Origin of the sequence: Paenibacillus sp. J45TS6 (assembly GCF_018403285.1) — a bacterium.
In the GTDB taxonomy this organism is placed as follows: domain Bacteria; phylum Bacillota; class Bacilli; order Paenibacillales; family Paenibacillaceae; genus Paenibacillus.
In genome coordinates this window covers 138,175-162,400 of sequence record NZ_BOSJ01000004.1, presented here as the reverse complement: position 1 = coordinate 162,400, position 24,226 = coordinate 138,175, and the positions used below count along the sequence as shown (strand labels likewise).

Below are 24,226 nucleotides of genomic sequence, written 5' to 3'. Positions count from 1 at the left end.
ACAAAAAAAGGAACACACACCTTGAAGCGGTATGTATTCCCTTATATAAAGTGTTATTTATTTACTTTGACTTAAGCGTTTCACCATACGCAGTCTATCCTCGGAGGCTAGACTTTGTGTCGTATGAAAACATGAAGGACAAACATAAATATTCAAACCAAATGGCGCTTCAAGCGGAGGCATCACGGATTGAATTTTTGTAAAGCTGTCTCTTGTTACCGTCTGTACACCGGTATGAAGCAAAAATTCACGGCAGTTTGGACATTCAGGTGCTTCCTCTTGTAAATCGAGAATAGACTGCACAGCATCAGAATATTTAGCCAGATCAACCCCAGATTCTTCATATTGATCAAGTACTCTGGCAGTAGGAAGAAGTGTATCTGTTTCGTCCTCCCAGAGCTGATCATAATCTTCTTCGGTTACTTCCGCAGCCGCTCTTTCTTTCAAAAGTTCCTCTTCCTCTGTGAGCGTCACGTTAACCGTACGATATCCTTCAAGATTCACTTTAGGAAGATCTTCTTTTTGGTTGTTGGTTTGTAACTCATCTGCAGTGGTTTCAGGTTCTTCTTGGTCTGGAATGGCTGATAGAGGATTATTGCAATAAGGGCATTCTTCTTCCGGACCCAGCTCCTCATCCCATACGATTTCTGTTTGACACCATGGACATACTGTTGTTTCCATTTCATTCATCCTTTCATACTATCCCATTTCATCTTAGCCCATTACCCGTTCATCATATACACGATTCCTGCTGCAAAAAAAATGATGGCAGCAGCAAACAAAATCCGGGTTAAATTTTTCATGAGATCCTCCTGTACTTATAGAACCTTCTTATTTCAGTTCAACAACGGTCACACCGGAACCGCCTTCTCCATAATTTCCAAGACGATAACTTTTGACATTTTTATGTTTTCTTAAATAATCCTGAATTCCTGTACGGAGTACTCCTGTTCCTTTACCGTGAATTAAGTACACTTGTCCTAAGTTAGATAAAAATGCTTCGTCAATAAAACGATCCGCTTCAATCAGTGCTTCCTCAAGATTCGCTCCTCGCAAATCAAGTTCAGACCGCACATTATCATCACGAGTCCGTTTCACCGCGGTAACATGGCGCTGGACCTGAGTCGATGCTTTTTGCGACGTTTCGATCAGTTCCAGATCGGAGACAGCTATTTTCATTTTCATAATGCCTATTTGAACAAGTGCCTCTTTGCCAGACAATTCAACCACATGGCCTTTTTGATTCAGACTGCTAACCTTCACTTCATCACCAAGGCCAATTTTTTTAGTTCCAGCTGCTTTCTTCACTTTTTTCTTACGTTCTGCCGGTTCTGCTTCTTCCAGCCCTTTACGAGCAGCAATCAACTTGTGCTCTTTGACAGAAGCACCTTCTTCAAGTGCCATTTTTCTAAGGTCTTGAATGATTTTTTCCGATTCTTGACGGGCTTTGGATACGATCTCACGAGCTTCTTGCTCCGCCTTCGTTAACCATTTTTCACGTTGTTCTTCCAGTTTTTTAATTTCATGTTCATGCTGACTTCGAAGCTGTTCAAGTTCTGCACGAATTTGCTGAGCTTTATCATGTTCCTGCTCGGCTTTAAGCCGGTTATCTTCAAGGGATGCGATCATGTTCTCAACACGCTGATCTTCTTCTTTCACTTCACCGCGTGCATAGTCGAGAATGTCAGATTGCAGACCCAAACGTTCAGCAATAGCAAACGCATTACTACGCCCAGGTACGCCAATCAATAAGCGGTACGTGGGACTTAGTGACGCGACATCAAACTCCATGCTCGCATTAATAATTCCTTTTCGTTCGTATGCGTATGCTTTTAGTTCACTATAGTGAGTCGTTGCAATCATACGACAACCTGTAGAGTGAATATGCTCAAGAATGGAGATCGCAAGCGCAGAACCTTCAGCAGGATCTGTCCCTGCACCCAGCTCATCCAAAAGCACCAAACTTTTCGGTGTCATCTGGGATAGAATGCGAATAATATTCGTCATATGGCTTGAAAACGTACTGAGACTTTGTTCAATACTTTGCTCATCACCAATATCAGCATAGATCGCATCAAAAACACATAACTGACTTCCATCTTCAGCAGGCACAAATAATCCTGACATCGCCATAAGGCTGAGTAGACCAACCGTTTTAAGGGTAACCGTCTTACCACCTGTATTCGGTCCTGTCACAATGATCGAACTATATGAATTCCCAAGTTCAAGATCCGTTGGTACAACTTTATCCAGTGGGATTAAAGGATGACGTCCTTTTTTGATCTTCATAAACCCACGATCATTCATGATTGGCAGTGTTGCTTTCATTTCGCGGGCAACCCGTGCTTTCGCAAAAATGAAATCAAGGGTCCCCAACAATTCGACATCATCAATGAGCCACTCGGATTGTTCACCTACAAGAGCTGTCAATTTCTGCAAGATCACTTCGATTTCGCGTTCTTCTGCTAAACGTGTCTCTCTCAGCTTGTTGTTCATGGCAACGATGGATTCCGGTTCTATAAACAGAGTAGCCCCCGAACCTGATTGATCATGAACAATACCACCGAAGTGGGCACGATACTCCGCTTTTACAGGGATAACGAACCGATCACCGCGTATCGTGATCAGCTGGTCTTGTAACATTTTGGAAACCGTAGATGAACGAATCATAGAATCCAGTTTTTCTCTAATCCGTGATTCACCTGACCGAAGTTCTCTTCGAATTTGTGATAATGCGGAACTTGCAGAATCCAGCACCTCTGCTGTTTCATTGATACAAGATTTAATGGCATCTTCCAGCGGTTTTTGTTCTGAAAGCTGCTCGCTTAAAAATGACAACTTGCTGATTTCAATCTCATCTTCCATGCTGTGAAGGATTCGTTTAATCCTGCGTGCCGTATGAACGGTATTATGGATAGCAAGCAACTCATGAGGGTTCAGTGTTCCTCCGATCCGAGCTCTTTTCACAGCCGATGTAATATCGGTCACTCCAGTAAAAGAAGGAATCCCTTTTAAACGATCTACAGCCACAGCTTGGTCTGTACCTGTAAGCAATGATTTCACTTCTTCAAGATCAGATACAGGCATCAGATTTTCCGCTTTATGTTTACCTATCTCGGTTTGTGTGTATAGAGATATTGTATTTAAAATTTTACGGTATTCTAACGTATGCAAAATTTTCGAATCCAATGTGACAACTCCTCTCAGGCTCTATATTTCATTATAACGAATGAGCAGGACTTGTGCCATTTGAGAAATCAAATCTACACATAATTTGTGTCGATTTGCTACATAATAGGTTATGCATACCCAAGAATACATCAAATCTAAGGAGGATATATGATATGTCAATTTTAGGGGCAATTGTTCGTTTTATTGTGGCAGCAATTGTATTGTTGCTGGTAAGTTGGATCGTTCCTGGTTTCTCTGTACACGGTTTTGGCAGTGCACTTCTGTTAGCACTGATCATCGCACTACTCGGATGGGTGGTCGAAAGTATTTTCGGCAAGAGAGTATCTCCCTTTGGTCGGGGGATCGTGGGATTCCTAGTTAGTGCGCTTGTCATCTGGTTATCCCAATATATTGTAAGTAACGTATCCGCAAGTATTCTCGGTGCTCTTCTAGCAGCACTTGTGATTGGGATCATTGATATTTTTGTCCCAACTCCATTCGATGCTGCAAAAAAACATAAATAAATGAACATAACAGCAAAAAGATCTTCTTCTTTATGAAGGAGATCTTTTTTGCTGTTTTTATTGTTGATATTATTCAAAAATATGACGTATTTGGAATGTACACCCCTAGAAGATCTACGGTATCATAATGATGTATGTACCTAAAATATTTTTATGGGAGGTTCTCACTCTTGAAAAAAGCAATCGTACTACTTCTAAGTGCAATGTTATTATTCGTACTTGCTGCATGCGGTCAAGACTCGAAATCAGGTTCAGACAGCGGAATTACGGAACCAGATGTGGCAGCAAGTGAAGAAATTACTATTAAAGCAACAAATTACGAATTCGATCAACCTGAATATCGTGTAAAAAAAGGAGTTCCCGTTCGTATTGTTTATGAAAACGTTGAAGGAAACCATGGAATTATTGTACCAGGACTCGGCGTGCAACTCGACACCAAACAGAGTTCTACTGTGATTACTCCTGAGGAGGCCGGCGAATTTGAAGTTGCCTGCTCCATTTTTTGCGGAAAAGGTCACTCGACAATGGTATCTAAAATCATTGTAGAAGAATAGCAACACAAAAGACCCTCATCCAAGGCTTAATTAGCCTTGTACGAGGGTCTTTTTACTACCAATTTTTCTAATCAATCGAAGCTTAATTAGTTTTGATCCTGCTCAATCAGTTCTATCCATTCATTATACTCCGTTTGGAGTTTAGCATACTCTTCTTGCAATTTACGGTAGTCATTCGCCAAATCTTCTGATTTATCTTGATGCATTTCACGTTCAACCTCAAGGAGTCTCAACTGGTGAGCCGTTATTTCATAACGCTCCATAATTTCCTGAAGTTCGGTTTCAAGTGCTTTCTTATCGCTTTCGAGCGAAGAAGAACGAGAGATCGCTTCATTTTTCTCATAGGATAATTCAAGCAATCTATCATTACCAGCTGCAATCTGTTTCTGCCAGCTCTTCACTTCCTCCTCTAGATGCTTACGATTTGCTTCCCAATCAGCTTGTTGGTTCATGAGATATTGATATTCGCGCTGAAGCTCCTTATTCTCTTGATCCATTCGCTCCTGCTGATTTGTCCATTCTTGTTCTTTCTCAGCCCAATCTCTAAGTTGACTGCGAAGCTGTTTCTGCTCCTCTTCCAACTGTTTACGTTCCTGCTGAAGCTTGGACTCGGCTTCTGTAAGTTCTTCACATCTTAATTGCCATTCAATCGCTTCTTCTTCTACTTTATCGAGTTGAGACTGTCTGCTATTCACTTCTTCTTTGGCATCTTTCAGTTCAGCTTCAAGAATATTTAGATCTTTGCGAAGCCGCTGCAGCTCTTGTTCGTACTGCTCTGACATTTGAAGATGCTGCTGAGCCTCTTCGACGGAAGATTCAAATTTACCATTCAGTTCAGCATACTTACCGTCAAGAACAGACAACTGTTCTCTGAGATTCTCGGCCTGCTGTTGCGCTTTTTGTGCTTCATCTTGAGCCCTATTAAACTCTTGCTGTAAGTCACGAAGACGCGCTTCTGCAGACTCGAATTGCTCTGCACTTTCTAAGACGTCATTCTCCAGCTGACTAATATCCTTTTGTCTCTGTTCCGCAATTGTTCTCCAATTTTTCTCACTTTCCGTAAGTGTTGCAACTTCACTTTGTAATTTACGGGTTGCCGCATGAGCTTGTTCGAGTACTTTTTGCAATCGGCGCTGTTCCTCTTCTGCTTTGGCTCCCGCTTGTTTCATTTTATTCAATTCCTGCTGACTAGCCGCTTGTTGCTCCTGTAATTTGCGAATCAGCGCAGTACTCGCTGTTTCCCTTTCAGCCGCTTGTTGTACTTTTTGTTTCAGCTCTACTATTCTTTCCTGTGCTTTCAAACGATCTTGTTCTGCTGTATGGAGCTTTCTCTGCAGAGCAACACTGTTTTCTTTGGTTTCAGTAATCTGTTGTTCAAGTTCTTGTACTCGGCGTGTATATTTCGAAATGTTCTCTTCCGCAGCAACATTCAAAGATTCAAGTTTCTGGATTCGAGACTTCTCATCTTCTAATACAGCCGCCAATTGTTTGCGCCCTTCTTCTTCTTCAGATAGCTCCCTCATCGCTTCTTCAAGCTGTAAACTCGCTTCTTTTCGCTCGTTCTCCAAACTCTCCTGCAATTGAGTCAATTCTTGAAGAAGTTTCTGCTCTTTCTTATCATGATCAGCCATAATTTGCTGTTTCGTGTTATTCAGTTCTGTTTTGTATAGCTCATACGCTTCTGTCTCGGCCTTCTCTGCTTCTTCCAACGCAAGACGCTCAGCCTCTTGTACCTTAGCTTCCATTTCCTTCTTCAATTCTTGAAGCTGTTCTTCCGATCTTTCCCGTTCTGCTTCCAGATCATCATTTGCTTGTTGAAGGCGCTGTTCCAGCTGTTCTGTACGCTCTAACGCATCCGCCTTAATAGATGAAATTATATTTGCATGCTTTTCTTCGGTTTCCGTAAGCATTTCCATAACTTCATTAATACTCTTCTCTGCTTCTGCCTGAGCCTCTGCTTTGATAGATTCGATATCAAGCGCATGCTGTTCTTGCCATTGTTCAAGCTTCGTTTGCAGCTGTGCTTCTGCAAGGCGAATCTGTTCGTCAGCCGCAGTGCGAGCTTCACGAATTTCGGTATCAGCCAGTTCCTGCATGGTTTGTAATTCTTCCGCAGCCTGCTGTTTATAATCCTGCAGTGCTTGATTTGCAGCCGCACGTTCCTGTTCCTTACGCTCCAATTTCTTTTCAAGGTCTTTTTTCAACTGTTGCCAATTATTCTCTAGTTCCTGCTCTTTACGCTGGTGTTGCTCCGTAAGGTTTTTGAGTTTGGTTTGGAGCTCTTTATCCCAGTTTTGTTTATCTGTTTGGAGCTGTTTCTCCCAATTTTCTTTGTTTGCCTTAAGTTGTTTTTCCCAGTTCTGTTGATCGGTCTGGAATTTAGTTTCAAGTGCTTTACGCTCTTGAGCCACTTTATTTAGTTCAGCAGAACGCTGATTCAGGAGTAAATTCAGCTCCTTCAGTTTCGCGTCTGCTTCTTCTTGAAGTTTCTTATGCTTAAGCTCTGCTTCAGCCAGCACTTCCTTACGCCGAGCCTCAAGTGCTACCGTATACTCTTTTTGTTTCTCCGATAACTGTTGCTGCCACTTTTTATCGTTCTGCTGCATACGAGTAGAGAGTTCCGTATTATTTTGCTTCGCCTGTTTTAATTCACCCTCCCGAAGTGAAACCTTCGCAAGAGCTTCTTCAAGCTGAGCTTTGAGTACCTTTTGCTCTTCGGCACGAACACTCTCAAGCTGCGCCAGTGCTTGCTGAGCAGATTGCTTTTCTTTCTCCATCTCTTTCGTAACGGTTTCAAACTGCTCTAATTTTTCTTTTTGTTGTTCATAAGTAATTTTGAGTTTATCCAGCTCACTAACGAGCTGAGTGCGCTCACCAGTGACCATCTTCAGTTCATTCTTTACTTGCTGAACCTGAAGAGACTCTTCTGCCATATGTACTGCAGTGAGTACTGCCAGTCTTGGAGTATCTAGTCTGGAATGATTTTTAGAAATGGTGTTCATTCTTTCATCGACCATACTGGCCACTTGTTTCATATATTCGGCACTGCTGCCGACCAATTTATAAGAAGTTCCGTAGATCTCTACGGTAACGCGTGTACGATCAGGTGTAGTCACAGTTGTGCCCTCCTTCAAGTCTGTATGTTGATTCTTAGATGATGTAACCCTATTTATTAGGTTATAAGTGTAAGTATAAAGATCCCTAAACAAAAAGTCACATCGAAGCCTTTATCTTTAAGGATTCGATGTGACTTAGAGCAATTCCTTCAATTAATTCCTCAAAAAATAAAGGAGAAACATGGAAACTTACACGCCAAGCTCGTCATATCCTTATTTTCGGAGTTCGGCTCCAAAGCGAGTAGAAAGATCTTCTACTACTTTACTATGAACGGCTGTAATTTCTTCTTCTGTCAGTGTATGTTCATGGTGACGGTAAGTCAGGGCAAGAGCAACACTTTTCTTGCCAAGACCTAGTTTTTCTCCGGTAAAGATATCGAATACCTGAACTGATTGTAACAGTTCTCCCGCGGATTCGCGAATAGACGTCAGCATTGCACCTGCTTCAACGCTCTCCTCAACCACAACTGCAATATCACGTTCAACAGCAGGGAAACGAGGAAGTTCACGATATACGAGTGCAGGTCTAGCATATTCATAGATTGCTTCAAGCGACAATTCTGCAACATACGTATCCGCCAGATCATAGCTGTTTTGAATTTCAGGATGAACCTGCCCCATTGTTCCGATCAGGATCGCATCTTTGCCTTCTACATTTAGATAAATGGAAGCAGAACGTCCCGGATGGAAGTCCTTCGGTTCATTTGCGATATAGGACACGTTTTTATCAAGACCGAGATAAGCAAAAATAGACTCAATAGCTCCTTTTAGATCAAAGAAGTCCACTTTTTGTACAGATGTATTCCATTGTTTTTCTACACGATTTCCACTAAGAAGCAGGGATAGCGCAGGAATCTCACGTGGCTGCTTCGTCAAGCTTTCTTCCTCTGTATAAAACACATTACCAATCTCAAAAAGTGCCAAACTGTCCTGTTTACGATTCCGGTTGTATTCAGCTGCGGAAAGCATCTGCGGCAAAATACTCGTTCTCAGCACACTTTGCTCTTCACTCATCGGCATAGCCAGTTTAACAGAGTGACTGCCTTTTGTAAGTTCCGAGAACAATGAACCGCGCACCGGATTTACGAATGAGTAACTGATCACTTCATGATAACCGCCATTCGAAAGAAGAGCGCGAAGCGCACGGCGAATCGTTTGATCCTTCGTGAAGGAACCTGGTGTAGTTGGACCTTCAATCACCGTCGTTGGAATAAGATCGTATCCATATAGTCTTGCTACTTCTTCGATTAGATCTACATCACGAGTAATATCACCACGGCGGGTAGGAACGGTTACTTTAAGTTCATCACTGGATGATACCTCATATGCAAAATGAAGACGATCGAAAATCGCTTTGATCTCTTCTGTTGTGAGTAGGGTTCCCAGATAATTATTCACTTTATCAGTAGATAAAGAAATCACAAACTCTTCTGTTTGAGCCGGTGCAGATTCTACAATCCCCGGATGTACCGTACCTGCTGCATACTGAGCGATCAGGGATGCTGCGCGATTCAGTGCCGGAATAACAGCATTCGGATCTACGTTTTTCTCAAAACGAAGACTGGATTCGGAGCGAAGCCCAAGATCACGAGATGTTTTCCGTACAGTAGTTCCATCAAATCTAGCTGATTCAAGCAAAAGGTTGACCGTATTACTCGTTACTTCGGAGTTTTCTCCGCCCATAACTCCTGCGATCGCAACTGGTTTTTCACCATCGGTAATAAGCAGCATCGTTTCTTTCAACTTGCGCTCTTGTCCGTCAAGTGTCACCATCTTTTCGCCTTCAGCTGCCGTACGTACAACAATGTTGCCGCCAGCAAGGCTATCTGCATCAAATGCATGTAAAGGCTGTCCATATTCAAGCATGACATAGTTCGTAATATCCACAATATTGTTAATTGGACGAATGCCAGCTGCCATAAGACGATTTTGCATCCACTGTGGAGAAGGAGCAATTTGGACACCTGTAATATAGCGAGCAGCATAGTGAGTGCAGAGCTCAGGCGCATTCACCGTTACCGAAATATGCTTCGCTGCTGGGGAACCCGATTCTGTTAATTGCTCTTCCGGTTTTGGCAAAGTAATCTCTCTGCCTAAAATCGCGCTCACTTCATAAGCTGCACCGATCATTGATAATGCATCAGAACGGTTTGGTGTCAAATCCAGTTCAAGCACATGATCATTAAGACCGAGTACTTGTTCAATCGGCGTGCCTGGTTCAAGATCGGAAGGCAGAACAAGAATACCTTCTTGTTGTTCTTTTGGCAGCAATTTATCATTAAGTCCCAGCTCTTTCGCAGAACAAATCATCCCTTGGGATAATACGCCGCGCAGTTTTGCTTTTTTGATATCGAGACCGCCGGGAAGCTTGGCTCCGATCATAGCTACCGGTACTTTTTGACCTGCATCTACATTTTTCGCGCCGCATACAATTTGAAGTTCTTCTTCAAGACCTGCATCGACTTTACAGATATTAAGCTTATCCGCATCTGGATGCTTCTCTTTGCTCTTCACGTAGCCAACCACAACTTTCGTTACGCCTTGGTTACGGTTTTCCACTACATCAATTTCAATACCCGCTCTTGTAATACGCTCAGCCAGATCTTCCGGAGCTACATTTTCAAGAGATATATAATCAGACAACCACTCTGTAGATACTCTCACGGACGTTCACTTCCTTCTATATAAATAGGTTTACCTTGTGATTTTTGATTTTGAATATTCTATAATCTTGCAAACTGTTTCAAGAATGACATATCGCTGTTATAAAAATGACGGATATCATCTACACCATATTTCAGCATAGCGATACGCTCGACACCCATACCAAATGCAAAACCGCTGTATTCAGCCGGATCGTATCCGCCCATCTCCAGCACTTTTGGATGTACCATTCCTGCTCCGAGAATCTCAATCCAACCTGTTTGTTTGCAAAGTCTGCATCCTTCACCGCCGCATTTAATGCAAGTAACGTCAACTTCTACACTCGGCTCTGTAAAAGGGAAGAAACTTGGACGGAGTCTGATCTCAGTATGAGCACCAAACATTTCACGAACAAATTGTAAAAGGGTACCTTTCAAGTCACTCATACGGATGTTTTTGCCTACAACGATCCCCTCTACCTGATGGAACTGGAAGGAATGAGTCGCGTCATCATCATCTCGGCGATATACTTTTCCTGGCACGATAACTTTTACTGGGGTTTCTCCTTGCATGGCTTGCATGGTACGAACCTGCACGGGAGAAGTATGTGTTCTCATGAGGATGTCATCTGTAATATAGAACGAATCCTGCATATCCCGGGCTGGGTGGTTCTTCGGCAAGTTAAGTGCTTCAAAGTTAAAATAATCGGTTTCGACTTCTGGTCCTTCCGCCACTTTGTAACCAAGCCCAACGAAGATATCTTCAAGATCCTGAATTACTTTTGTTAACGGATGAAGACCTCCTTCAGGCATACGGCGTCCTGGCAAGGAAATATCAATTTTCTCTTTGGAAAGGCGTCTCGCAGTCTCTTCTTTTTGGAAAGCCGTTTGTTTTTCCTCAATGACAGACTCAATCGCACCGCGCACTTCATTCGCCACTTGACCGATAACCGGACGTTCCTCTGCACTTAGGGCACCCATACCGCGTAAAATCTCAGTGAGTGCTCCTTTTTTACCTAAATATTTCACACGTATTTCACTTAGCGCCTTATCATCGGCTACGTTTGCAAGCTCAGCGAGAGCTTCAACTTGCAGTGCTTCCAATCTTTCTTTCATGTTGCGGTTACTCCCTTCGTAACTCTTTAGATTTTAATCAATAAAAAAGGCCTTTTCTCCCCCAAAAAAAGGGACGAAAAGACCGTGGTACCACCCTTGTTAGATTCATGTACGACTAAATAAATCTATGGTTTTATAATAAAACCGAGCTAGTCTGTACGAAAACAATCTCACTTTAGCACGTTTGTAACGGTCGTGAACCGGTATCCTCTACTGACCATGAAATAAGGCATTTACATAGGCACCCTATCTGCTGTTCAAGGAACTGCTCCGGAGCGAACTTCGACAGCCTGATTTCGTAGAAACGCTCTCAATCTAAGTGGCGCTTCCTCCCTGTACAAAAGCACTGTGTACTCTTCTCCATCCACGCATTTTGCTCATTAAAATCTCATATATAGATGAAACTAAAGGGTGTAACAATTCTTCGCTTCATTCCTTTAGTTTTTCTATATTCATTGCTACATTATTATACGCAAATGACAAGTGCCAATCAAGTCCTCACCTCAAAAATAGGCACTACTTCTTCTCATATGCATCCAGCTGTGCACGTATTTGACGGATTTCCTCAAGAACAGACTCTTCCATATAGTAAGACTCTACATCCGCAGGCTGACCGTTACGATGATTTGAGGTGACTGATCCTGTCAGTAATTCATGCAAACGGTGCTGCAAATGCATACGCCGGTTATCTTCCTCACGCTCTGCTGGAACTTTATTTTTGCGGTCAAGATGGTCTTCATACTCTTCCACAGTTCCATCATATATCTGGAGCTGACCTTGTTCATCTCCGCTCAGCTCAATCAGCTGATTAGCAATCTTTCTAACGAGTGTACGGTCATGAGATACAAACACAAGAGATCCTTCGTAGTGAAGCAGAGCTGTCTCGATCACTTCCCGTGTATCAATATCTAAATAGTTAGTCGGTTCATCCAGAACCAGTAAGTTTGCCCCACTAAAATATAGACGAATAAATGCCGCTCTGCATTTTTCTCCCATACTCAGATTCCCTATCTTCTTAAACGCATCATCTCTTGAAAACAAAAAATTACCGAGTACCGTACGAGCTTCGGTCTGCGTCATGTAGGGATTAACGAGCAAACTGTCCAGTAATGTCATTTCTGTTTGAAGACCTTCCAGCTCCTGAGAAAAATAGCCGATCTTTGTCTTCGGATGAAGGACAACATTACCCTTCTGCGGAGTCAAACTTCCCGTGATCAGCTTAAGCAGTGTTGTTTTTCCTGCTCCATTCGGACCCCGAAGGACTAGTCGCTTCCCGCGTTGGACCGAAAAAGTAGCTCCTGTGATGACAGGTTTTCCACTTTCTTCGTATCGATATTCTACATCTTGAAGCTGAACAAAAGTGCGGGCTTCGAACTCACCATCCTTGAGTTCCATACTGACTTTCGGTCCCAAGCGTGGTCGTTCCACACGCTCTCCTTCTAATCGTTCCAGTTGCTTCTGCTTGGCATGATATCTTGATATATTTTTATTGGCTCTCGCCTTGTAATAGCTTGCAGCTGCTCTTGTTTCAGTCACATTACCTGCATTATTGTGAGATTTCACGAACCATTCTTGATATTTTCGAATGGATTCTTCTAGGGCTTTTTTTGCAAGTTCTTGTTTACGATACTTCGTTTCCTGCTCTTTGCGCTCACGCTTCTTCTGTTCCTTATAATCTTCATATCCTCCGGGATATTTACGGACACCGTCTTTGCTGAGTTCACAGATCCCCGTCGCTACATGATCTAGGAAAGTTCGGTCATGCGAGACAAATATAATAGTGCCCGGATAAGATGAAATCCAGTCTTCAAGCCAGATCAAACTTTCTTGATCCAGATGATTGGTTGGCTCATCCAGAATAAGAAGCCGGGGTTTGCTGGCTAATAAAGCGGCTAGTCGTAGTCTAGTCTTTTGCCCGCCGCTGAGTGATGCATAAGGACGGTTCCATAACTCTGCTCCAATCCCCAGGTGAGTCATCATTTTTTCAAGTTCAATTTCTCTAGCATAGCCGCCGTGTGCTTCATATTGTTCCGTAATCTGTTCATACTGCTCCATTAATTCTGAGGTCTTATCTTGATCGCCTGATGCAAGATTTGCCTCGGCTTTCTGCAATTTTAATTTCAAATCTCCCCAGGTACCGCTCTCCTTATACGCAACTTCTTGTACTGATTCCACCGCATCTGCTTTGAAATCTTGCCGCATAAATCCAATCTCTTCCGGTTCTAAGTGAATGGTAAGCGTCCCCTTTGTTGCCTGTTCGCTTCCCGTCAAAATGTGCAGCAAGGTCGTTTTACCACATCCATTACGGCCAAATATAGCAATTCGCTCATGCTCGTTCACTTCCAGATTTACATGTTCAAACAGCCGTCTACCGTTCCATTCCTTACTGATTTCATGCATATGAATTAGTGTCGTCATATGAATATCTCCCTCTTTCTCTTCGCGCAAGCTAAAACACTGCAAGCAAGCAGCCTGCAGCGAAGACGAGAGCCTATAGAAATGAATGCACCTAAAGATGGGTGGTTGGTAAAATAAATCCAGGTCTTAATGTGCTACCTTACTCTGCCATAGTTAATGAACAGAACTTATTCAAGGTACAAAAAACTTATAAATAGCACAAAAAAACCACACCATTCCCATGACTGAATATAGGCACACTTATCCTAGGGTCGTCAGCCGCAAACAGCTAACCTGCTTTACCATCGGTTTGCAGTTATCCGTAGGATTTCATGTGCTTTACTTCATGGGACGTGTGGTTACCTCTCATTCATCTTTAATTGTTAGTTAGTATAGCACAGCATCATTAATTTCTAAACATGTAATTTTTTGCACTTCATAAATTTTGTTCGCGAAACCACTCTAGAAAAGCATCCGCGACTTCTCTTCCCGCAATGCCGTTTGGATGCGGATCATATTCATTACTCATGAATTTAGGCTGAATCCGGTGTTCCTCTGGTGCCGGGCAGGATAAAACTTTGGCAATATCAAACACAACATCCGTTCCTTCTGGCGGACACGTCCGAATCGTTTCATTGACGGTTCGCCACACTCCTTCTCTTTCCTGTGTAAAATTAAACGGCGGCACCGTAAATAAGATCACCCGCACACCCCTGCGCTCTGGATTTTGCTTTATTTTTCGGATAATAATAGATAAGTCCGCAAGCAATTCATCCGCGCTGCGACTTCCAATATCAATATCATTCACACCGAGGACAATTGCTACTATACTGCCCTGTTTTGATTTAGCAAGCCAAGGGCCATCCGTTGCTGCATCATAGGCTCTTGCCCATCCGGAACCGATATTCCAAATACCATATTCAGGACCAAGACCATCAGCTATGCGAGAAACCCAGTACTCGTAGCCATCTTTTCGCGTTCTTACTCCCTGAGTTATCGAATCTCCCAAGAAAACAATCTCTTCCCTCACCTGTTTTTTATATCCTATAAAAGCTGGCAGAACAAGACGATTCTCGGATGCGGTAAACAAGACTCCTTGTTCTTCACCTGCCTTATTCCCCTCCGCTTCAAAAGCAGATACAAGCAGCCCCTCCGTATTGTATGGGAATGATCTTCCTGCAGAAGCTGTAATCGTCCACGAGAATACTAAATCATGTCCTGCCGGAACATCTATATGTACCGAATCACTCCAGAACTTCTCTGCAGGAGTCACTTCCTTGCTAACTTCTCCATCAAAAGTCACCTTTATTGCGCTGCCAGGTATAATGCTGCCATCTCGTTTATGCCCGCTAACCGCTACACAAGCGCTTTCAATAACCCATACACCGCCAGGCATACTTCCTTTCGCCGTGTTCCCTACATCCCAAGTCGAGTCTACCGCATTACTGTGCCAAAACTTCAAATCAAGCTGACCTGTTTCTCTCAGTCTTACGTACGTCCGGTAGGTACGTGTAGTTGCTGTTTCCTGCTCCATGATAAAATTAGTTGCCGTAGAGACTGCTGTTGCGGATCCATATTCATCTGCCATTTTCCACCCACTCCCTCCTCATTATGTAAAATCAAACTACCCTCATCCATTATACTAAAGCTTTGGTTATATTCATTATGAATTAGGTTCTCGAGAACAAAAAAAAGCCTCTTGCTAAGGCAAGAGGCTTTACTATGAAGCGGGTGATGGGAATCGAACCCACGCTATCAGCTTGGAAGGCTGAAGTTCTACCATTGAACTACACCCGCACAGTGACGATCGGGACGACACGATTTGAACATGCGACCCCCTGGTCCCAAACCAGGTGCTCTACCAAGCTGAGCTACGTCCCGTCAAATGAATGTGCGTCATTCATTAGTGACAAGAAATAATATATCATAACTCTACTTTCTCTGCAACCTTAAATTTATAACTACAATCCATTTTTCTCAGTCTCAGCACATGCAACTTCACGTAACAAAAAGGTAAACGCATGTGCTGGATATCCTCTGAGAATAAATTTTAGGCAATAGCTTTTAAAAATCTAGATTCGAAATCAACGGATGCAAGTGGTCTGCTGAAAAAATAACCTTGCGCATCATTACAGTGCTGTTCTTGTAAAAATAAAAGTTGATCTTCGTTCTCTACCCCTTCCGCAGTCACTTTGAGCTGAAGATGCTTTGCCATAGAGGTAATCGTGGATACGATTGCTTTATTGTTACGATCCACCATCAGTTCCCGCACAAAGGACTGATCAATTTTAAGACGGTCGATAGGTAGATTTTTCAGATAATGAAGTGAACTGTATCCCGTACCAAAATCATCGATACTGATCTGCACTCCAAGCTTTTTAATACTTTCGAGTACTTTCATACCTTGTGTCATATCAAACATCGTACTTTCTGTTATTTCAAGTTCTAAGTAAGCAGGATCAAGGCCTGTTTCCTGCAAAACACGTTTAATTCGTTCTGCAAGCTGTACTTCCTGAAATTGTTGAATCGATAAATTTACGGATATCGTCAAAGGTTTGTATCCTTGATTTTGCCACATTCGGTTTTGATGACACGCTTCTCTAAGCACCCATTCTCCGAGCGGTACGATAAGTCCGCATTCTTCAGCAAGAGGAATAAAATCGATTGGTGATATACGTCCTCTCCTCGGATGATTCCACCGAACAAGCGCTTCTACTCCAACCACTTCACCGGTAGCAAGATTCATCTGCGGCTGATACTCAAGATAGAATTCTTTACGTTCTAGACCTTTACGTATATCGTGTTCCATCTGTAAGCTCTCTTGAGCTTCTCTCTTCATAGATAAGGTATACCTATTAAAATCTTGTCCTTCATTTTTTGCAAAATATAAAGCCGTATTTGCATTACGAAGAAGTTCGTCCGGCTTAGCACCATCATAAGGATATATACTAACTCCTGCAGAAGATGTAATGTATAGTTCTCGTTCTTTTATAAAAATAGGATCTTTTACACGCTCTAAAATTTCATAAACCCGATTATGTAACATTTCTACGCTTTCTATTCCGGTCATAACGATTGCATATCGATCTCCTCCAAGAGAAAACACTTCTTTTCCCCCTTGATAGTCAAGCAAGCGTTCCCCTGTCTGTTTCAAAAGCTGGTCCCCAAGTATATAACCAAGGGAATCATTAATGATCTTAAATCGACTAATATTAATAACAAGTAAACCTAACAGTGCACCATCAGCCTCTGCTTTTTCAAGACATCCACTCACATAGTGAAGCAAAGATCTCCGGTTACCAAGCCCAGTGGTCTCATCATAATGAGCCATATAGTCTAATTTTTTTCTGGTTACATTTTGCTCTTCTAATGGACTCTTAATATAGACGTTATAATAAATATTTTGAAAAATAATATACGAAATCAATTGAAACAACATCGAAAAAGTAAAGAATAAATCCTGAACATAAGTAACTCGAAGTATAAAACCTTGGCTTATAATACAAAAACAAACGCCTAGGATCAGCCGGAAATTAATTTCCTTACTGCGCTTCTTTCGCGAGAAAATAATACCTGCTAACGCGAACACAAAAAATAAAAGAAGCGATGCATGCACAACATAATGAGTTGAATTGATCGTTTGTGACCACGGATCAGAACTGCTGAAAACATATTCTGTTATGCCGTTATTGTAAAGAATCAACATAAGAAAACTGATATACAAGGTCCCCATCGTAAAACTTACCCATCTTGGGAATGGCTTCTGCTTTGCAGGCAGCTTAAATCCGAGAAACAACATACACAGCACACAGATTAAGCGAGCCATAAAAATAATGACAAGTACATCTATGGAATCAACCAACCGTTCATTACCTATCGTAATTTCCCCGTAATAAAGAAATAGCAAAAGTTCAAGCAGTCCTCCAGCAAAGAAGACGTAAGAAAAGTATTGTCCATTCCTGGTTTGGTCCCCTTTTGCCTGCATCCTGCTCTGATTATAAGCAGATAAACAAATAATCATAGAAACTAATGAAATTCCAAGACCTAATAGATGAAAAAATTGTTGATTTACAATGGATGATAATGAACCTGGTATCCATGGAGTCAATAAACATAAGAACAAACCCGCTAACACCAATTTGATGGATTTGTGATATCCATTTTTAAAGTTCATAACATTTTCTATGCCTCCATTCATCTATAACTAAAATCATTTTACTTGTTGCCCAAAAATTTAATCTTATATGACACATTTCAACAATATTCTTCCGCTTTACTGGACTATAATACCATTTTTACAAGGAATCGTGTATCTTTTTTTGTGTACAACGATGCATAACAACGTATTTTGTAGTTCTAAAGACATATAAATTAAGGATTGAACACAAAAAACGCCCTATGTGAATATCACATAGAGCGCCTGATCATTAAGCAAAGTTTTTGCAAATTTGTTATCTATTCAAAATTAACTTCGGGTGTGGTGAGCTTGTCGTAGAATTCTACGACCTGATCTTTACTTTCCGAAGCACGAAGAGCCATTGCTGAACGGGGATGTTCATCAAGATGTCCTGTAACCATGTAAGGAAGGAGATAACCCCATTCTTCCTTTTCTCGCAAAGGCACAAGCCAGTTTTCCAGCACGCTTAGAACAGGACGCAGTTTGTACTTGGTTCCCTTCAAATGAGCAATAAGCAGTTCTGTCGGACAATTGCCGGCCGCACGCCCCATTCCATATACAGATGCATCAAGAAGTTCTACACCAAGTTCTGAAGCAATTAGTGTATTTGAAAAAGCTAGTTGCATATTGTTATGTGTATGTACACCGAGTCGTTTATTAGGAAGATGCTTTTTGAATTTCTCAACGAGATATTTAATGTCGTTATGATCCAAGCTGCCGTATGAGTCTACGATGTATACTACATCTACAACACTCTCATTAATCATTTCAAAAGCTTCTAAAAGTTCATTCTCCATAACGTTAGAAAGAGCCATGATATTCAGTGTTGTCTCGTAACCGCGGTCATGGAAAGTCTGTGCAAGCTCAAGACCTTTGTCCACATCCTTGATATAACAAGCTACACGAATTAAGTCCAGCATACTTTCACTACGAGGTAAAATATCGGCTTCGTCTACTCTGCCAATATCAACCAGAGCAGATAATTTCGTATTTCCTTTTTGCGGGATCACTTTACGCAGAAAATCATCATTCAAAAAGCGCCATGGTCCTGCTTTTTCTGCTCCTTTAAGTAACTTGGGAGAGTTTTTATACCCAATCTCCATGTACTCTACCCCTGCTTCATTCAGCCCTTCATAAAGTCCTTGGACAAACTCAACGCTGAAATCCCAATTGTTTACGAGACCGCCGTCTCGAATCGTGCAATCTACAATTTTGCTTGTGTTCGTCAATGTCTTCATGCATAAGCTCCTTTGGCATCTTTATCTATTTCTACCATGATACTTGAACGTAGAAGGAAAAGTAAAGGGAAGGTTTACCTATTGATTTGTCTTCCATTCCCTATCTATTTGTTGAATCGCTTCTTCACTTACATTTCTCTTTCCATACCTAACTTCGTTATATAAGGGGAATAGGTCATTAGGAGCTGCTCTCAAGTCATCCTTATGTTTTTTATTCGTTCTTTCTGTCTTCGCTGTCGTCTTTATCTTATCCAGCTCTTGTTTCACTTCAAAAGGAGTTAGATGAACTGGGATCTCAAGCCCCTGTCCTTTGACCCGGAGAATGTACTCTCGATAATAATACCGAATGCGCTCCTTAGGATCGCTCGGCACGGATTCTCTTTGAAAGAAACGAAGCCAGCTCTTCTTCTTCGGTTTTTCTTCAATCGTTTCAATGATATCTATATATGCCGTTTTAGGCGGGACGCCAGGCATTGGATTCTTTTTACGATGTTCTAGATACTCAGTGAACTTCAAAAATAATTTCCAAGCCTTATAAAGTATAAAACATAGCACTACGATAGCTGCCAAAAAAACAAATGTTCTCAGCAAAAATTCCCAAATAGGCGATGGTTCTTGTGGAATCCTCTCCTCATTAGGCAGAAAGGGAGGAAGAACCTCCGTAACTCCCGAAGAATTAGGGATATTCTCCTGCGGAGTCTCACGGTTAAATAGATTTCTCACCCAAGCAGTAAACCAACTCCATACAGAGGCAGCTACTTCTGATAAGCGCTGAAATGCTCCGACAAATAAAACGATAGTGATGAAGATCAAGGTACGCAATTGATTAATCCTTGTAAAACTCCTTACGAGCGGCCTTTGCCCCTTTGGATCAAGTGTAACCTTGCGCATTTCCTGGCTATGACGATTCCAGAGCAGCAAGATAAAACTAACCAGTCCGCTTACATAAACCCCCACACTGTATGGCATAAGCGAAGAATACCTTCCGACAAAAAAACTGAGCACCACCAATGATATAAGACCAAATAACCGATATTTCCCTGATATAAAAATCGAATGCTCGATATGCTTCTGCAAATAAAATCCTCGATAGCCTACAGCTCCGCCAAGAACGACACCTGCTATGATGAAAAGTAGACGATTTTCCGCAGATCCTGCCATTAAAGCCGCAGTGGTAATTAACATTCCACCAAGTACAGCTGCAACAACAGCAAATGTTGAACTCTTCATATATAGCACTCTTCCGCCCAGTACCCCGGCACTGATCGCAACAAAACCAATACAGAGCACATATATAGGTGAATTCCCTAGAACATAGACAGATAAAATAACAATAAGGGCATAGCTATAGATTAATTCGGCAGCGCCTTGTAATATAGCTAGAACAGGAAAAGTATAGGTTTGTTTCTTATTCATTTCGCCCCTCCTTATCCTCTATAAACAGGACGGTGATCCGGTTACCTGCGGTTCGCAGTCTTGCTAACTGGGTTTCCATCGCTTGTGACACATAGGCAGTGATCAGTAAATAATCGAGCTTCCGTTCCTCATCTTCTTGCCGGTCAGCTTCATCCCGCAGCATTTGTTCCATTGGCATAAGACACTTCAATTGAACCTCAGCCATGGTTTGCATAATATATTCTGCATGAACAGAGCCATAATCCGCCTCAATCCGAACACTTGTATCTGCCTTTTCCGAATAAGCATTGTGTGCAAACCCCGCCTTCAGCCCTCTGCCTGCCGCATAACTGACTGCAGTTGCCGCATAAGACAAGCCTCGCTCCACCAGCTCTGGTCTTGTCACTACACTCCACATTTCTTCCGATTCTTGTATATTAAATAGGATCATCGTCTGTGGGTCAGAACTGAAGCCCTGTTTAAATACTTGAAGATCGCCTGTCCTTGCGGTAGCGCTCCAGTGAATACGATTCATTGGATCACTTTCCCCATAAGGACGAACCCCTACGATTAAAAAGGGATCTTCCACGATCCACCTGGATACTTCCAATTCTCCTTGCCATACTTCGAAGTTCGACGGCATTTCATGATCCGAGAGGATTGCCGGATACACAGTCAAAGCAATGGATACGGGCAACTTTTGACTTGTAGAGTAGATATTAAAGAGATCTCCCCCCGTCATCGTGACCGTCTCCATCTGATAAACACCCCGTTTCTGACATACCACAAAGTGTCTTCTTGAGATTTTAGTGAAGGGTCTCATCGTAAACACGCTTTGATGATTTTGATAAATGTTTCCTTTACTGATCCCCATTTCCTCTCCTGTTTGAAAAGAAAAGGAAGCAGGCATCATCGCTTCTAGACGCAGCCAAGGAATAGGCAGTCTTTTTTCATTAGCAATCTTTTCCGTCATAACTAACTGATCACCTGCATAACAGCGTTCTTTTTCAAATTCTCTCGAATACGTAACGCGCCTAAGTACAGGGACTCCAAATATCGCTTGCTCCACCAAAATTAGCAAAAGACCGACGACAATAAACCATAAGAGATCCATCAGCTAGCCTATACTGCTTTCTGAACCTATGTTTTCGCTCGGGACTGGGATTTGTTCAATGATACTTTGAAGCAGGGCAGCAGCCTTCCCTTCCTGTTGTCTTGATCTTTGGTGGAGCACAAGTCTATGAGATAAAACAGGCAGAGCGAGCGCTTTAATATCGTCAGGCAGGACGTAGTCCCTGTTTCTTATGGCAGCCCGAGCTTGGCTAGCTCTAAGCAGTGCCTGTGTTCCTCTCGGGCTTACACCAAGGGCAATATCAGGATGACGTCTTGTAGCCTCAGCTATAGCAATCATATACTGGAGGAGGTCTTCCTCAACTTGAACAGACTTAAAGGATTGCTGGGCTGAAATCATATCCTCCTGTGTGATCACGGGGGTTATGGAAGTCTGAAAACCGCCTTCTATCGTCCGTTGCAAGATTTCAATGCCTTCGGCTTGGGATGGATAACCCAAATTCATTTTCAACATGAATCGATCCATTTGCGCTTCTGGCAGCGGAAAAGTCCCCTGGTTATCGACTGGATTCTGCGTTGCTATGACAATAAAAGGTTTGGATAGTACATGAGTTTGTCCATCCACACTAATTTGCCTCTCCTCCATACACTCTAGCAAACTGGATTGTGTTCTCGGCGTTGCTCTATTAATCTCGTCCGCTAATACGATATTCGCAAATAATGGGCCTGGCCTAAACTCAAACTGTCCCTCTTTCTGGTTGTAGAAATGGATTCCCGTCAAATCCGACGGCAATAAATCTGGAGTAAACTGAATCCGCCGAAATGAACATTCCATCGAGGCAGCTACCGTTTTCGCGAGCATCGTCTTACCTGTCCCCGGAACATCTTCCAATAAGATATGGCCCGAAGCGATCAATGCGGTCAGTAACAAATCTACCGATTCTTCTTTTCCGATCATGTACTTCGCTATACTTGTTCTCAGTTCTTGGGCCATATTCGCAATTGCCTTGATTTCTGCCTCAACCACAGAAAAACCACCTTTGTATTTGTAATGAGGAAACGTTTTCATATATGTGTTTTATTTTATCACAATGCCAGAAAACATGCAGTTTATGTAAAAAAAAGAAGGTATATCCCTTGGTTTCTCCAAGACATATACCTAATCTATAATTACAAATCCTATTCTTATTCCACGCTTGTGATCCACTCCACAATGGTACGGACCATAACACCGGTGGCTCCTTTCGGATTTACACCTCGCTCTTTCGAAAGAAATGCAGTTCCAGCAATATCAAGATGAATCCAAGGCATCCCGTCAGCAAAGGTCCCTATAAACAAACCAGCGGTACTTGAAGCTGCATTTCGTCCTGTACTGTTCCGTAAGTCTGCTACGTCACTTCTTAGCATCTCTTGGAATTCAGGATACGCAGGAAGCGGCCATACTTTTTCACCGGTTCGTCTCGAAGCCGAAATAAACCGACTCAAGAACGTCTCATCATTCGATACCGCACCAGTGGCAACATCTCCAAGTGCCGATAATACAGCTCCGGTTAACGTTGCTACATCAATAAGGCTAGTTGCACCTAATTCCTTCGCGTAGGTCATACCGTCAGCAAGTACAACTCTTCCTTCTGCATCTGTATTTAGAATTTCAACGGTTCTGCCGCTAAGTGTTGTAATGACATCACCTGGTTTGAATGCACTGCCAGAAGGCATATTCTCAGCAGTAGGAATAATTATAAGTGTGTTCAGTTTCGGACGAAGGATACATAATGTCTCAAGTGCGCCGAGCACAGTTGCCGCACCGCCCATATCACTGATCATTTCTTCCATACCGACACGTGGTTTCAAAGAAATACCGCCTGTGTCAAAGGTAATTCCTTTTCCTACAAGTCCTACAATCTCGCCATCCCATGTTTCTTTTCCTTGATACTTAATTACGATCATTTTTGGCGGATGGATGCTGCCTTTCCCTACAGCGAGAATTCCGCCCATCCCTTTTTCCTCGAGTTCTCTTTCATCTAAAATGGAATACTCTAGACCGTGTTTCTCAGCCAATTGTTCTGAAGCTTTGGCAAGATCTTCAGGAACGAGCATATTCCCTGGAAGATTGGTTAAATCTCTGGCATAATTGGTCCCTGCCGCATAAGCTTGACCCCGCTCGATCCCTTTCTCCCATTCTTTATGAAAATCAGGGTCTGTGATCTTTTCTTGATGAAAAGTAAGTTTACTTGGGCCTATATAAGCTTTTTGCTTCTGTTTATAGTTTTTTCTCCGGTATGCTCCTAAAATAAAACCTTCCGTTAAAGCGTGTGCTACTTTGGAAATATCAAGTGTATCGGAATAGGACACCAGCGAGGAAGGCATAGCAAATACCACTTCATCTGCGCTGACCTGCAGCGAAGCTTTGGCTGCTTTTGCAGCGAGATTACGGAGCTCATCCACACTCATGGGATGCTCTCCTGTTCCTACTAAAACAAGTGTAGCAGCTGCACTTCCCTGCTTTACAGGGATGGTGAACAGTTGATTCTCGGATCCATTAAAAAGTCCTCTTTCTCTTACCGAAATAATCGCTTGCTTCCATGATTCCGGAAAATGTCCCGTAATCCACTCGGCTTCTGATACCAAACATATGACGGCATGTGCCTCAAGTGATTCTACAGGAATCGCAGTTTTCCATGTGACTTCTAATGTGTTGTACGTCAATATCTTCATCTCCCAGTCGGTATATCGTTCTGATTAAAGCAACTAAAGGTATTATGAAATTGATTCATTTATACACGTGTTCCCTACTACTCCATATATACCCTTCGTCATACATACAA

15 protein-coding genes and 2 tRNA genes are annotated in these 24,226 nt (G+C 42.3%); 2 read left to right on the top strand and 15 right to left on the bottom strand.

Features of this window, described 5'->3' with window-relative positions:
* Positions 1–57: 57 nt before the first annotated feature.
* Both KJS58_RS07930 and KJS58_RS07925 read right to left on the bottom strand, forming a co-directional pair.
* A complete protein-coding gene (locus KJS58_RS07930; protein ID WP_213532013.1) occupies positions 58–681 on the bottom strand; it encodes a hypothetical protein in 624 nt (207 codons plus the stop codon).
* Positions 682–831: 150 nt separating this feature from the next.
* On the bottom strand, positions 832–3,189 hold the full coding sequence (locus KJS58_RS07925; RefSeq protein WP_213532012.1) for an endonuclease MutS2: 2,358 nt from the start codon (positions 3,187–3,189) through the stop codon (positions 832–834).
* Between the two features lie 155 nt (positions 3,190–3,344).
* Here KJS58_RS07925 and KJS58_RS07920 point away from each other — a divergent pair, with 155 nt between their 5' ends.
* Both KJS58_RS07920 and KJS58_RS07915 read left to right on the top strand, forming a co-directional pair.
* Positions 3,345–3,695 (top strand): phage holin family protein, encoded by a 351-nt coding sequence (locus KJS58_RS07920; protein WP_213532011.1) that lies wholly within the window; start codon positions 3,345–3,347, stop codon positions 3,693–3,695.
* Between the two features lie 170 nt (positions 3,696–3,865).
* Positions 3,866–4,249 carry a cupredoxin domain-containing protein gene (locus KJS58_RS07915; protein ID WP_213532010.1) on the top strand — a complete coding sequence of 128 codons (384 nt, stop codon included), beginning with the start codon at positions 3,866–3,868 and terminating at the stop codon, positions 4,247–4,249.
* 86 nt (positions 4,250–4,335) lie between these two features.
* On the opposite strand, the gene zapA is transcribed toward KJS58_RS07915, so the two are convergent.
* The 13 genes from zapA to KJS58_RS07850 form a co-directional block, all read right to left on the bottom strand.
* The gene (gene zapA, locus KJS58_RS07910) at positions 4,336–7,365 is read right to left on the bottom strand and encodes a cell division protein ZapA (protein ID WP_213532009.1); all 3,030 of its coding nucleotides are present in this window, start codon (positions 7,363–7,365) and stop codon (positions 4,336–4,338) included.
* 213 nt (positions 7,366–7,578) lie between these two features.
* Positions 7,579–10,029, bottom strand: a complete 2,451-nt coding sequence (pheT, locus tag KJS58_RS07905; RefSeq protein ID WP_213532008.1) for a phenylalanine--tRNA ligase subunit beta — start codon at positions 10,027–10,029, stop codon at positions 7,579–7,581.
* Positions 10,030–10,088: 59 nt separating this feature from the next.
* Positions 10,089–11,123, bottom strand: coding sequence for a phenylalanine--tRNA ligase subunit alpha (gene pheS, locus KJS58_RS07900; RefSeq protein WP_213532007.1), 1,035 nt, complete (start codon positions 11,121–11,123; stop codon positions 10,089–10,091).
* Between the two features lie 516 nt (positions 11,124–11,639).
* The gene (abc-f, locus tag KJS58_RS07895) at positions 11,640–13,541 is read right to left on the bottom strand and encodes a ribosomal protection-like ABC-F family protein (RefSeq protein ID WP_213532006.1); all 1,902 of its coding nucleotides are present in this window, start codon (positions 13,539–13,541) and stop codon (positions 11,640–11,642) included.
* Positions 13,542–13,956: 415 nt separating this feature from the next.
* Complete coding sequence (locus tag KJS58_RS07890) at positions 13,957–15,108, bottom strand: SGNH/GDSL hydrolase family protein (protein ID WP_213532005.1); 1,152 nt, start codon at positions 15,106–15,108, stop codon at positions 13,957–13,959.
* Positions 15,109–15,246: 138 nt separating this feature from the next.
* Positions 15,247–15,317 (bottom strand) — tRNA-Gly (locus tag KJS58_RS07885).
* A gap of 10 nt (positions 15,318–15,327) precedes the next feature.
* Positions 15,328–15,401: transfer RNA gene (locus tag KJS58_RS07880), tRNA-Pro, on the bottom strand.
* 169 nt (positions 15,402–15,570) lie between these two features.
* Positions 15,571–17,694, bottom strand: coding sequence for a putative bifunctional diguanylate cyclase/phosphodiesterase (locus KJS58_RS07875; protein WP_213532004.1), 2,124 nt, complete (start codon positions 17,692–17,694; stop codon positions 15,571–15,573).
* Positions 17,695–17,975: 281 nt separating this feature from the next.
* Complete coding sequence (locus KJS58_RS07870; protein ID WP_191797775.1) at positions 17,976–18,935, bottom strand: aldolase catalytic domain-containing protein; 960 nt, start codon at positions 18,933–18,935, stop codon at positions 17,976–17,978.
* A gap of 78 nt (positions 18,936–19,013) precedes the next feature.
* Positions 19,014–20,351 (bottom strand): hypothetical protein, encoded by a 1,338-nt coding sequence (locus KJS58_RS07865; RefSeq protein ID WP_213532003.1) that lies wholly within the window; start codon positions 20,349–20,351, stop codon positions 19,014–19,016.
* A complete protein-coding gene (locus tag KJS58_RS07860; protein WP_213532002.1) occupies positions 20,344–21,444 on the bottom strand; it encodes a DUF58 domain-containing protein in 1,101 nt (366 codons plus the stop codon). Before KJS58_RS07860 ends, KJS58_RS07865 begins: the two co-directional genes overlap by 8 nt.
* Before the next feature lie 3 nt (positions 21,445–21,447).
* Positions 21,448–22,395 carry an AAA family ATPase gene (locus KJS58_RS07855; RefSeq protein ID WP_249717068.1) on the bottom strand — a complete coding sequence of 316 codons (948 nt, stop codon included), beginning with the start codon at positions 22,393–22,395 and terminating at the stop codon, positions 21,448–21,450.
* A gap of 191 nt (positions 22,396–22,586) precedes the next feature.
* A complete protein-coding gene (locus KJS58_RS07850) occupies positions 22,587–24,107 on the bottom strand; it encodes a leucyl aminopeptidase (protein WP_249717024.1) in 1,521 nt (506 codons plus the stop codon).
* Positions 24,108–24,226: the final 119 nt, after the last annotated feature.